The sequence below is a fragment of the Litchfieldia stipae genome (genome assembly GCF_014837155.1).
Classification (GTDB): Bacteria; Bacillota; Bacilli; order Bacillales; family Bacillaceae_L; genus Litchfieldia.
The window spans coordinates 1-11,775 of sequence record NZ_JACYHA010000038.1 but is presented as its reverse complement, the minus strand read 5'-3'; the positions used below and the strand labels follow the sequence as shown (position 1 = coordinate 11,775).

Below are 11,775 nucleotides of genomic sequence, written 5' to 3'. Positions count from 1 at the left end.
CCTTGGTTAACTAAGTTAGGGGTCAATTCTGCGCAGATTTGACACCCCGTATCATACCAAGAGGGCTCTTTTTTGTTCAAGTCCCAGAAAATCCTTCTAACAGGAATGCTCTTTATTGTATTTATTGACGATCATAAGGTCATGTTCTTCGTATTTAATGTTCCATGTCTTTTCGTATTCACTAGTTAGTTCCTGTAGGAGTTCATCAAAGCTTTCTGCTTCTTCCTTTTCAACAGCGACCTCTAAAGTCGATGCCTTTTTCTTCAATAGACTTAGCAACCATTCAAATAAGAAAATAAAGATAAATAGACTAAGCAGTATGACGAATATATTAGTAAAAACTGAATCCTCTGGGCTAGTATAGTATTTATACCCAAAGAACGAAAATACAGCTAAATACACGATAAATTTTAACACCTTTAATACTCCTCCTTATAACGCTCACTTCATATTAGAGATTGTATGTCCTTTTTTTGCACATTGGGTATATTTTACCAGAAAACCTTATAAACTTGTTACAAATTTAAGAAGATTAATAAAAAATTATTCATGAGAAACAAGGGACCATCCACCTATTTAATTTTATTTGAAAAACTTACACATTTGTAGGCTTTCTTCATACAATTCTTGTAGAGGTGATGAAAATGGCAAGAGTCAAATATACAGACAGTGATGTAGATTTAGTGGCTCGAATGATGCGGGCCGAGGCAGAAGGCGAAGGAAAACTAGGAATGTTAATGGTTGGTAATGTCATTGTGAATCGGCTAAAAGCGAATTGCTTAGACTTTAGAGATTTAAGGTCCATTTCTGATGTCATCTTTCAAATTCAGGGCGGAAATTATTCTTTTGAAGCAGTACAAAAAGGGAATGTTTTCTATAATAGAGCACGAGAATCAGAGAGAAAATTAGCGAAACAAACGTTGGATTATTGGTGGGAGCACCCATCTAAGCATGCACTCTGGTACTTTAATCCATATGCCCCATGCCCTCAAACCTGGTACGATCAACCATTTACAGGTCAATACAAACAACATTGTTACTATGAACCACTTCCAGACACATGCGAAGGCGCTTATAGATGGTAGGCGAATTGGGGACGGTTCTTGCGCTGCCAAATTTCACGATTTGGAAGTTTGAGAACCGTCCCCTCTTTTTTCTCAAAACAACTTTCTACAGACATAGATCATGTCATTACTATCGTATGATAACGGCGTTGCATTCCAATCTTTATATACGTTCACAATTTCAAAACCATTCGCATACAATAATCTTTCCATTTCCTTCGGATAGACATATCTTAATCGGATATTCGTTCTCTTTTCTTTGATGACTTCCCCTTCCTTATTCTTGTATTTTCTAATAGTTATGTAGTGTTGGATTTGTTGAAGAGAATCATAGTCACTAATCGTGTAAACATCTACTTTTTCTTGCGTCTCAGAGTCCATATACGTACGCCAGTATTCTTCCGTTCTTGGTTGTAACAATTCCTCTGCACTCGGAAATCTTGTATCAAAGATAAATATACCGTTTTCCTCTAGATGGTTGTTCACAGAAGTTAGTAATCGATCTTGCTCTTCATTCGTGAGAAAATGTTGAAACGAATGACCCACTGAATAAATCAATTTACTTTTTACATTTAGGTTTAAATTTGTGCAGTCTTGTTTGAACCAATCAATCGGTAGGTTAAGCTGTGTGGACTTTGTGATAGCATGGTTTAACATCCCTTGATGGAGGTCTACACCAATCAGTTTATAGCCCTTTTTCGCCATAGGGATTGTCAGTCTACCTGTACCACATGCCAGATCTATAATTGTTCCTTGTATTTTTCCAGCCCATTCTAGTAAGAATGGTAGTTCTGGTATGTAGTGTTCATTTTCCTTGTCGTATAGATTTGGATCATCATATTCTTCGAAATTATCAAGTATCATTTTTGTCTCCTTATTTCCACACTTCATCTAGTTTATCTGAATAGAATTCAATGGCTTTTTTATAAGATTTAATCTTTTCATCATTCGTTGTCTCGATTAAGCAGTTTAATAATAATTCCATTGCTTTTGAATGGTCATTTAAATTGTACAGGGTCATCGCGTAGAATGTTTGCAACGCGCGATTTGAAGGAAAAGATTCTAAACCTTTTAGAAAGGTTATTTTCGACTTTTCATACTCTCCTAATGTCCGGTAAGTACTACCTAATCCTACATACGCTCCTTCTAATTCCGTTTGAGGCAACCCAATCTTAATGGCATTCTCATAGAAAGGAACGGCCTTTGCCTCTTCCCCTAATAAATCAAAACTCCATGCACATTGATAATTTAGTGATGCATGATGTGGAAACTGTTCAACAAGTTTCAGTAATAACTCATTAGATTCAAGATAACTTCCATTCTTCCTTAAATCGATTGCTTTTTTTAATTCATTTTCCATTTTATCAGCTCCCATCCACTGCACACTTTGGGCAATTCTTTCACTGGCCACTTCAGGATTTGGAAGAGTGAGAACCGTCCCCTGTTTGCAACGGATATTCATATCCTTTGTAGGTAAAAAGAGGTTTAAATCCAAGTCTTTCAGCAATGGCAATTGACGGCTTATTAGAATCCATACAATCCCAGTACGGAGTGATTCCCAGTTCAAGACATTCACTTACATAAGAGAATGCGGCACTCTGTGCTAACTTCTGTCCTCGATGTTCTTCTAAAGTGACAATTCCGATACTATGTACATCTCTTGCAACAAAACCTGAATAACAAAGACTCACTATTTCCTGATTAGAAATGACACCATAAGCTAGCCCATGACGTAAAAACAAATCAACAGTAGACCAATTTTCTAAAATAGGAGAGTGTAAAAAATCACTATTTTTAATGGACTGATCCTTATTTTCAAAAAGAGATTCCGTGATTTTCACGACCTCGTAATTTCGAGAGATAGACGGGGAAACTTTAGTTTCAAAATCGTTCTTATGTAATGAATATACCCTCTGTTTCCAGCTTCCTAATCTACGAGTTTGGAACACTCTCTCAATCGTTGAGTCCCAGTTCGGATGATTCCCAATTCCCTCAAACCAATCCACTCCAACCTTCGTTGCATCTGGTATAATAACGCGATTAAAAAATAGTTCTAACCCGTCATTGAATTTATCATTGTTTTCATTACCGAAGAAAATAAATCCATCATTGTTCCCTAACCAAATAAACCCAGTGGTAGGCGTGAGTGGATGATCCACAAATACACGACCAGGATTCATCCCTTGTATAACAGCCTTCACTTCTAGTTGTCCATTCTCATTTAATAACGGTTCGCACCTAGTAAACTCTTGAACTTTAAGTTCTGTAATCATAAGCAACTCCCCTATTTCTTTGATTCTAGCACATATAGACTGACTTTTCTTACGATTAATTGGACGAAAACAAAAAGACCGCTGCTTTGACGGTCATCTCCGTTCGAGTCCTATTTATATTTTTGTTGAACCTACCTTTCTATTCAATCCAACTCTAATCACTCGTTCTATCACTAGTACTGTGGCAACTATTACAGTAACTGTCGCTAAATTAATTAATGGTAATAGTAACTCGAAAGTAGTTAATGTTGTGGTAAAGTGAAATACCGCACTTAGCATGAATATACACACTATTAATATCGCGTTATATTTTATAAACGACGATATCGTTTTTTGCCCTATACGGTTTGACAAAAGACTGAATATCGCTATGATGACGAATAAAGTCATAAAAGAGATTTCAATCCGTTCTGTCCATTGTCCTAATTGCCTAATGCTATCTATATCCGTTGGTGTTAATAAATCTTCTTTCGCCATCCACACCTCAGCCATCTTAAACCTGTAGTTCATCAATAATACATAACCGATGTGAATGATTAACATTAACATCAAATAAATTTGAAACACTCTTCTGTAATGATGATCAACCAATTTTTGAAATAAACTCAAGTGAAAACCCCTTTCTTTTGGCTAATTGGGGACGGTTCTTACGCTTCCTATTACTGGATTTGGCCGAGTGGCTTCCCTGAATGCTTAATTACATTACGATTTACTTACCTCAAAGTTTCAAGAATATGGGTGTTTTTAACATACGTATGTATTTTTACTTTTTATGGAAACATACTACTTTATTTTCGAATCGAAGGAATGGTATGATGGCCACTGTTATTACTTTAATTGGTGACATACTTGTGCGATTGTAGCTTCATTTATGAGTAATAAGAATAACTAGACCAAATTAACCTTTTGAAAGAAAAATAGGAAACCCAATTATACTGAGTTTCCCATTTTTTGAAGACATCTTTCAATTGGACTGTCCGAGCCCTTTAGCTTTAAGGTTTTTTGTATTTGTATTCCAATTCATCCTTTGTCTCATCGTAATCAACATACAAATCATGTCCATTAAAAAACCATAAATCTGTCTCTTCTAAGAAGAAGGTAATACCACCTGAATTTGTATGGACAGCAGCTTCTCTCCAATCATTATCTATTGTAAAGGCAAGTGAGAAACTTTCTTGTACAGGACTGGATCCATATGCTTGTGGATAAAACTTAACGCCCTTTCCCGCTTCTAGACCTACTTCCTCTTTGAACCAATGTAATGCACCTTCACTTATCTCTATTTTCATGAATAATGTCTCCCTTTTTAATTGTCTTCACCCAAAATGATGACCTCTGTCTCTAACTCTACATCAAATTTTTCTTTTATTGTTTGTTGGACATAAGAAATCAAATCTATATAATCCTTTGCCGTGGCTTGATCAATATTTACAATAAAACCTGCATGTTTTTTTGATACTTCTGCCCCACCAATTCTTGTACCTTGAAGGCCAGCATCTTGAATCAATTTCCCCCCGTAATATCCTGGTGGACGTTTGAAAACACTACCACAAGAGGGATATTCAAGTGGTTGTTTTGAATTCCTTGCTAGCGTAAATTCACTCATCTTATTTCTGATTGTATCTGGTGCATCTACTTCGAGTTTAAACCTTGCTTCTAAAATAACATACTCATGTTTGCGAAAGATACTTTCCCGATAACCAAAACCAAATTCATCTTTGGACAAAGTAACAATTTCCCCATTTTCGGTCAATATGGTTGTTTTTTCTAATACATCTGAAATCTGTCCTCCATATGCACCTGCATTCATATAAAGTGCACCACCGACCGTTCCTGGGATTCCACATGCGAACTCTAATCCAGATAATGCATGCTCAAGTGCTTTTTCAGAAACATCAATGATAGCAGCACCACCTTGAGCGATTACATAATCTGATGAGACGTGGATTGATTTCATTTTTGTTAAACTCAAAGTAATACCTCTTATTCCCCCATCTCGGACAATTAAATTCGAACCCTTCCCCAATAGTGTTATAGGGATATTGTATTGTTTAGCCGTCCTCATAATAAATTGAATTTCATCATAGCTTGAAGGAGTTAGAAATAGATCTGATATTCCTCCAAGTTTTGTATATGTATGATTCTTTATAGGTTCTTGGAAACAGACATTTTCTATAGGTACGTTTTCTAAAACCGTCCTAAAATCATTCTGAATCAATCTCATCACTCTCCTTCAAAAACTGTTCCACCACTTGTTCTGTTAGTCGCAAAAGATAATACTCAACATTTTTTCAACCAAAAAGTATAAAAACTACACAGAGATTCACCATCTCCCCTTTCACTTATTGGTTAATATCCCCTGACATTATTCCCACTAAATTCTCCCGAAACTCATGAGTGAACTTTTACAGGTTTTGGATAGATATTCCCTTGACGAATCCATTTGGTAGCAACCCATTTTTCACCCTTCAATACTGGTGAACTACTATGTAGAGACATCGGGTCTACTTGACCTAAGCTATTAGTATAGTGAAAATATACGGCCGTCCCTTTTTTCGGAACAATTGAAAGACCTAATTTAGGAAAGATTGTCTGCCCACCATCAGGAACATCGTTTAAATAGATTAATAGGGTGCCAACGCGTTGTCCCCCCTTTTCAGGGTCCACTTTACTTGATGGAAAATAATCAAAATGCGGTTTGTATTCTTGGTCATTCTTATAATTTAGCACCTGTAATCCCTCCCCATGTTCCATTGGGATGTTTGTTATTTCAGCGATTCGTTTTTCAATTGTCGTTAGAAACGAATTTTCATTAAGGCTAAAATACATACCATGACTTGTTCTACCCGCTGTACTTCTCTCTATTCCCGTTTTCGGATCAACCACTTTTGAAGGCTGTAAGCGCCCCATCGAAAGACTAATGAGACGATCACATTCTTCAGAGCTTAGAACATTATCCAAATGTAAAACATAAGGCTTCTCATTCCTCATTAACACCCTAATTTCCCTGTCACTTGTATACAGAACGTTTTCTCTGATTCCAAGTTCAGGCGTCTCATATTGATAAGAAGTGTTTGAAGCACTGACTGGATGATTTGCGACGATGTTTAATAATATCCTATAAGCAAGCCTTGTATCATACCCTTTTTTTATCAGGCCATTGACGATGGCCTCAGGGTGTACACCGGTCTTCAGGGTATTTCTAATCCAATTCTCTAGTTCCACTGAGATATGCGTTTTCTTCTCCATCATTGCTTCTCCCTTCTAGAATAACTGGGGCAGGTTCTTATGAACTATTGCTCCCTTAAGACTTGGCAGCGTAAGAACCGTCCCTGATTTGCCTAAGCTTGTCCAACAATTCCTGTGAATCATTTGCAGCTATGAATTCGCCATTAACGATTGCATACGGAGATGTCTTACATTCCTTACATCTACTTTGGCATTCAAATTCCTTATATTGAATGTTCTTTTGACTCATGAATGATTCATAGCTTTTAAGATTCTCATCTGTTAGAAAGCGATCTAAATTCTTCATACAGAAATCAATATTCAGTTTTTTCTCTTTCTTAAATAACTTGCTGAACATATTCAATGAAATACGACCTTTCATTTGGGGACGGTTCTTAGACTGCCAAATGTAGAATTGGCAGTGTGGGAACCACCCCCGCTTTGCCCACTTTTTAAACGGATAAGTATAAAAACATTTTACTAGTGATTAATTGATTTTTCAATCAATAGATCATGCAGCTCGTCTTTTCTTCATTTGATTTAACCTCTAAAGGTATAAGAAGGACTTCCTTTTACATTAGTTTTCAATTTAAAAAGTCCGCCTGATAATGGATAATCAGTAAGTTGTTCTTCCGTCATTCCATTTCTTGCTGTGGTTATATACAATTCGTTTAATTCAATTCCTCCAAAAGCACAAGATGTCACATTCAATGCAGGGACATTGAAGGAGTCGATTTGTTCTCCAGTATGAGGATTCCATCTAGACACTTGCGAACCACCCCAATGAGCAATCCACAGCATTCCTTCTTCATCAATCGTCATTCCATCTGGCAACCCTTCACTATTTGGAATACTGATGATATCTGTCCGATTTTGAATTTCTCCCGTTTCTGCATGATAATGAAAACGACAAACCTTTCGAGTTAATGTATCGATATAATACATGAATTTATGGTCTGGAGACCAAGCAATTCCATTAGAGATTCCAACCTTGTCTACTTTCTTATGAACGTTCCTATTCGTATCTAAACAATACAGGGCACCCTGCTCTTTTTCATTAACCATACTCATCGTTCCAGCCCAAAAACAGCCAGCTGGATCACATTTCCCATCATTGAAACGATTCTTCGGTAAATGGCTTTCTGGTTCATCAATCAGGGTGACCTTTCCTGTTTCAAGATCCAACTCATAAAATCCGTTTTCCAGTACCACGACTGCCTCGTTATTCTTTCTAAGAGTGATCGCTCCTACGTATTGATCCAACTGAATTTCACGATTTTCATTTGTAGCTGGATTAAACACATTCACCTTTTTCTCTAAAATATCCACCCAATACATTAATTGTTTCTCACTGTCCCAACAAGGACCTTCCCCCAGTGTTGCTTTTGCATCTAACACCAATTCTACCAACTCAATCACCTCTTCTTTGGGACGGTTCTTGCGCTGCCAAATTGGCAGCGTGAGAACCGTCCCCGCTTATACCTTTATTTTAATCAAATCCAAGCTGACTAGGAAGGAATTTATAAACGAATACACGATATGATTGCTAAGGAAGGACAAGCATCCATTACAATTGGGTAAGAAACACACCCATACGTATGATGGGTAACGTGATAGAAATGAAGATTGGTGCGAGAAGGGAGATTTCATTTCATATACAAGATATAGAAATGATTAAAAGAGCCTCAATTACCTATAGCAAAAGTGGTGGAATCATTCATGAGAAAGAAGTATTTCATGCTACTGCCTTTCCCAGAGTATTAACCAGATTATTCGAAATCACAGATGAGCTTAAACATGAGATTATTTTTAAAGAACCTGTTACATACAGAGGGTATTTCGGAATAAAGAAAAAGGTCAATAAAGTATTGGTATATATTGAAGATTCTGATCGATTTGCACACATACTTGAACAGAAAATCGAAGATATAGAAGGTCTAGTGACTAATTTCAAATAAAATGGTGCATGAATCTACATAGTAGAATTCACGCACCCCGTTTTTTATACTAAACTGAAGTACTACTTGTTTTATCTAACTTGCTAAATCATGACTTCATTTTAATAACCAGAGTCCTCCGATGTGATAATGTCTAGCATGGTAAAATCATATTGCTGTAACGGTTTTTCTGCTGGCCCCTCAATCACTTCGCCAGTATAGGAAAATCTAGAGCCATGACATGGACAATCCCATGTTTTTTCCCCATTGTTCCACGCGACCTCACATCCAACATGCGTACAAGTCGTATCAACGATAAATACCTTCCCCTCTTCGTCCTTAAAGGCACCTTTACGATGTCCGTTGAAAGAAATTACAGCAGCTTCTCCATTTGGAATGTCATCTACACTTTTTTGAGGAATGTCCATTTTTCCTTTGATTAAATGCTTAGCTACATCCATATTTGTAAGGAGGAAGTTTTTCAAACTTGGGTCAGCATAAAAGCGTGATGGAGAATATAAATCACGATAGTTATTTTGTCTTTTTAAAATAATGTCTCTAAATAGAAGCGCAGCAACCGTACTGCTTGTCATTCCCCATTTTCTGTACCCTGTACCTACCAAAATATTGGGCTCATTTGTGGTTAATTCACCAATATAAGGAACCTTATCCAAGGTTGTTAAATCTTGAGCTGACCACCGATTAACCATTTCTTTCACTTCAAAAACTTGCTCACTAAAATCAGCTAAATGATTATATTCCTTCATTGTATCTGTTGCTTGTCCTGTTTTATGGCCGCCACCTCCGATGATGATTACCTCCTCACCATTGTTAGAAGCAGAACGAAGTGATCTGGATGGCTGATCAACACTAAGATACATACCTTCTGGATAAGTCGTGTTTGCTTTGACCGCAACTACATACGAACGATCAGCATACATTCTGGTCGAATATAATCCTAATCCTTCGAAAAACGGAAAATGCGAACAGGCGATGACAAAACCTCCAGTAGCTCGTTTTCCATCACGTGTAATCACCGTTGGCTTTTCACCCGTTTCTACATTAACTGCCACCGTTTCCTCAAAAATGAGACCACCCTTATCAGTTATTAGTTTTATTAGATGGGCAAGGTACTTTACAGGATGAAATTGGGCTTGGTTTTTCATGACGAGTGCATTTTTCACTTTGATGTCAAAAGGGATCTGATCAATTATGCCCCCATCTATACCTAGTGTTTTATATGCTTTGGCTTCGGTTTTAATCTTTTCTGCATATTCATCTGTCGTCGAATAAAGATAGGCATCTTGTTCCTTGAAATCACAATCGATTTGATGTTCTTCTACGGTTTTTTTAATAAATTGTAGGGCCTCGATATTAGCTTCATAATATAACCTAGCCTTACTTCTTCCAAAGTGCTGGATGAACTCATCATAGATCAAGTCATGCTGTGCGGTTATCTTTGCCGTTGTGTGCCCTGATGTCCCATTCACTAGTTTATTGGCTTCAATCACCGCAACCTTTAACCCTTCATTGACTAATACATAAGCAGAGGTAAGTCCAGTAATACCTCCCCCCACAATGACAACATCGACTTCAAGATCCTTCTCCAATTTAGGAAACTCAGGAATATTAAGACCTTCTCTCCAAAATGGCTCTATGCTTTCAGGTAGCTTTTGATCAAATGACATCAATACCTCTCCATCCTTTTAACAATTTTGTTATTAGGATTTCCAAATTTTTACGTATCATTCTTTCGTAGAGATCCAAACAAAAAAGAACGAGTCCATTAATTTAATAAACAATTCTTCTTTAGGGAAAACCATAAGTATTACCGATTTGAAGTTCATTGGAGGATGGCCATGGATAATTTCCAAAATACAAACAAAGCACGTCGCTATAAGGCACATGTAAGTATTTTTGGAACAACACAGATTCATTTAAGAAACCCCTGGACTATCGCCATGTGGTCCGTTGCATTCCCAGGGTTTGGGCACTTCCTCTTAAATAAATATTTTAGGGGATGTGCATTATTTATTTGGGAAGTTTATATTAACCAAACAACGAAGCTTAACCAAGCCATTGTATTTTCATTCATAGGTAACTTTGAAGCTGCTAAAGAAGTATTAGATCTAAGAATGGTTCTATTGTATGCCCCTGTGTATCTTTTTGCGATATGGGATAGTTATCGTACGACTGTGGATATGAATAACATATATACCCTTGCCAAAAGGGAGGATGCTCAGTTTAATTCATTCGCAATAGGAGCTTTTGAAATTAATTATCTTGATAAAAGAAATCCTCTCATGGCTATCTTTTGGGCTATGACGATTCCCAGCATAGGACAGCTCTACGTCCATAGGATTATCCTTGCTGGCTTTACACTTATTTGGACTGCTATTTTTATTTACAATTCACATTTTCTTGAGGCTTTTATCTACTTATTAAATGGGAATCTTGCTAAATCAAATGAGGTTTTGGATGCACAATGGCTTCTATATTTGCCTACCTTTTACTTTTTTACCATTTATGATTCTTATATTAGCGCAATTGAAAATAACAAATTATTTGAAGATGAGCAAAGGAAATATTTAAGAAGCCACTATCAAAATTATATTTTTAATTTAATGAAAGTAAGTAAGGTGACTAACATGCAGATTTTTGCTACTTTCGAGCATTCAACTTATCTAGAATTAGCTATAACTGAATTAGAGGAACATGGTATTAAAAATATTTTAGCCATCCCGTTAAACAACAGATTAGAGGAACGAAAACTTTTTGACAACCTTCACCAATCTGACGGAGTTTCTCTCATATCAAAAGGGATGATACTAGCTTTTCTCTTTTCAACAGTCGGAGCTAGCAGAGGATTTATATTGGAATGGGGACCTATCATTTGGGGACTAATTGGAGCAGGAAGCGGATTCGTTATAGGTTTTGTCATTGATTTGTTTATCAAAAAGGTGGTTAAAAGGAAACAAAGGTTACTAAGGGGAAAAAATTCAGAAGTTATTCTCATTGTTGAATGTGAGCAACGTCAAAAAAAACATGTAGAAAGCATTCTATGGAACCAACTTGCCCTCGGGGTAGCAGAACTAAATCAAACAACATAACTGGGGATAACTGGGGACGTTCTCACGCTGCCTACTTCAACTTAGGCAGCGCGAGAATGTAGTGCACCCCAAAAGTTAGAGTGAAATCTGACTTTTGGGGTGTTTATTTTTGAGTAAATATAGCGAAGATTTTAAGCTTATGGTTGTAAAAGAGTATCAGGAG

The 11,775-nt window shown here is 36.8% G+C and carries 14 protein-coding genes; 3 read left to right on the top strand and 11 right to left on the bottom strand.

Annotation, left to right across the window (positions count from 1 at the left end; all coding sequences use genetic code 11):
• Positions 1-96: 96 nt before the first annotated feature.
• A complete protein-coding gene (locus tag F7888_RS21855) occupies positions 97-417 on the bottom strand; it encodes a hypothetical protein (RefSeq protein ID WP_191783442.1) in 321 nt (106 codons plus the stop codon).
• 227 nt (positions 418-644) lie between these two features.
• Between F7888_RS21855 and F7888_RS21850 the strand changes: the two genes are divergently transcribed.
• Positions 645-1,085 carry a cell wall hydrolase gene (locus F7888_RS21850; protein ID WP_191783440.1) on the top strand — a complete coding sequence of 147 codons (441 nt, stop codon included), beginning with the start codon at positions 645-647 and terminating at the stop codon, positions 1,083-1,085.
• Positions 1,086-1,157: 72 nt separating this feature from the next.
• Here the strand turns inward: F7888_RS21850 and F7888_RS21845 are convergent, their stop codons facing one another.
• The 9 genes from F7888_RS21845 to F7888_RS21805 all read right to left on the bottom strand — a co-directional run bounded on the left by F7888_RS21845 (position 1,158) and on the right by F7888_RS21805 (position 7,984).
• Positions 1,158-1,928 (bottom strand): class I SAM-dependent DNA methyltransferase, encoded by a 771-nt coding sequence (locus F7888_RS21845; protein ID WP_191783438.1) that lies wholly within the window; start codon positions 1,926-1,928, stop codon positions 1,158-1,160.
• Between the two features lie 10 nt (positions 1,929-1,938).
• A complete protein-coding gene (locus F7888_RS21840) occupies positions 1,939-2,424 on the bottom strand; it encodes a tetratricopeptide repeat protein (RefSeq protein ID WP_191783436.1) in 486 nt (161 codons plus the stop codon).
• Positions 2,425-2,476: 52 nt separating this feature from the next.
• Entirely contained in the window at positions 2,477-3,337 is an 861-nt protein-coding gene (locus F7888_RS21835; RefSeq protein WP_191783435.1) for a GNAT family N-acetyltransferase, read from the bottom strand.
• Between the two features lie 114 nt (positions 3,338-3,451).
• A complete protein-coding gene (locus F7888_RS21830) occupies positions 3,452-3,946 on the bottom strand; it encodes a hypothetical protein (RefSeq protein WP_191783433.1) in 495 nt (164 codons plus the stop codon).
• Positions 3,947-4,329: 383 nt separating this feature from the next.
• On the bottom strand, positions 4,330-4,626 hold the full coding sequence (locus F7888_RS21825) for a HesB/YadR/YfhF family protein (RefSeq protein WP_191783431.1): 297 nt from the start codon (positions 4,624-4,626) through the stop codon (positions 4,330-4,332).
• A gap of 17 nt (positions 4,627-4,643) precedes the next feature.
• Positions 4,644-5,561, bottom strand: coding sequence for a UDP-N-acetylmuramate dehydrogenase (murB, locus tag F7888_RS21820; RefSeq protein ID WP_191783429.1), 918 nt, complete (start codon positions 5,559-5,561; stop codon positions 4,644-4,646).
• A 167-nt stretch (positions 5,562-5,728) separates the two neighbouring features.
• Positions 5,729-6,586, bottom strand: coding sequence for a 2OG-Fe(II) oxygenase (locus F7888_RS21815; protein WP_225228959.1), 858 nt, complete (start codon positions 6,584-6,586; stop codon positions 5,729-5,731).
• A gap of 55 nt (positions 6,587-6,641) precedes the next feature.
• Complete coding sequence (locus F7888_RS21810) at positions 6,642-6,947, bottom strand: DUF1450 domain-containing protein (protein ID WP_225228958.1); 306 nt, start codon at positions 6,945-6,947, stop codon at positions 6,642-6,644.
• 158 nt (positions 6,948-7,105) lie between these two features.
• On the bottom strand, positions 7,106-7,984 hold the full coding sequence (locus F7888_RS21805; RefSeq protein ID WP_191783425.1) for an SMP-30/gluconolactonase/LRE family protein: 879 nt from the start codon (positions 7,982-7,984) through the stop codon (positions 7,106-7,108).
• A 191-nt stretch (positions 7,985-8,175) separates the two neighbouring features.
• Here F7888_RS21805 and F7888_RS21800 point away from each other — a divergent pair, with 191 nt between their 5' ends.
• On the top strand, positions 8,176-8,523 hold the full coding sequence (locus F7888_RS21800; protein WP_191783423.1) for a hypothetical protein: 348 nt from the start codon (positions 8,176-8,178) through the stop codon (positions 8,521-8,523).
• Between the two features lie 101 nt (positions 8,524-8,624).
• On the opposite strand, the gene F7888_RS21795 is transcribed toward F7888_RS21800, so the two are convergent.
• The gene (locus F7888_RS21795; RefSeq protein ID WP_191783421.1) at positions 8,625-10,190 is read right to left on the bottom strand and encodes an FAD-dependent oxidoreductase; all 1,566 of its coding nucleotides are present in this window, start codon (positions 10,188-10,190) and stop codon (positions 8,625-8,627) included.
• Between the two features lie 171 nt (positions 10,191-10,361).
• On the opposite strand from F7888_RS21795, the gene F7888_RS23005 reads away from it, so the two are divergent.
• Positions 10,362-11,612 (top strand): hypothetical protein, encoded by a 1,251-nt coding sequence (locus F7888_RS23005; protein WP_318246346.1) that lies wholly within the window; start codon positions 10,362-10,364, stop codon positions 11,610-11,612.
• Positions 11,613-11,775 lie beyond the last annotated feature (163 nt).

Excerpts from the sequence above, each read along its gene's own strand:
- F7888_RS21835 (WP_191783435.1), bottom strand. The coding sequence starts at position 3,337 with ATGATTACAGAACTTAAAGTTCAAGAGTTTACTAGGTGCGAACCGTTA.
- F7888_RS21845 (WP_191783438.1), bottom strand. The coding sequence starts at position 1,928 with ATGATACTTGATAATTTCGAAGAATATGATGATCCAAATCTATACGAC.
- F7888_RS23005 (WP_318246346.1), top strand. The coding sequence starts at position 10,362 with ATGGATAATTTCCAAAATACAAACAAAGCACGTCGCTATAAGGCACAT.
- F7888_RS21850 (WP_191783440.1), top strand. The coding sequence starts at position 645 with ATGGCAAGAGTCAAATATACAGACAGTGATGTAGATTTAGTGGCTCGA.
- F7888_RS21825 (WP_191783431.1), bottom strand. The coding sequence starts at position 4,626 with ATGAAAATAGAGATAAGTGAAGGTGCATTACATTGGTTCAAAGAGGAA.
- F7888_RS21840 (WP_191783436.1), bottom strand. The coding sequence starts at position 2,424 with ATGGAAAATGAATTAAAAAAAGCAATCGATTTAAGGAAGAATGGAAGT.
- F7888_RS21795 (WP_191783421.1), bottom strand. The coding sequence starts at position 10,190 with ATGTCATTTGATCAAAAGCTACCTGAAAGCATAGAGCCATTTTGGAGA.
- F7888_RS21810 (WP_225228958.1), bottom strand. The coding sequence starts at position 6,947 with ATGAAAGGTCGTATTTCATTGAATATGTTCAGCAAGTTATTTAAGAAA.
- F7888_RS21815 (WP_225228959.1), bottom strand. The coding sequence starts at position 6,586 with ATGGAGAAGAAAACGCATATCTCAGTGGAACTAGAGAATTGGATTAGA.
- murB (WP_191783429.1), bottom strand. The coding sequence starts at position 5,561 with ATGAGATTGATTCAGAATGATTTTAGGACGGTTTTAGAAAACGTACCT.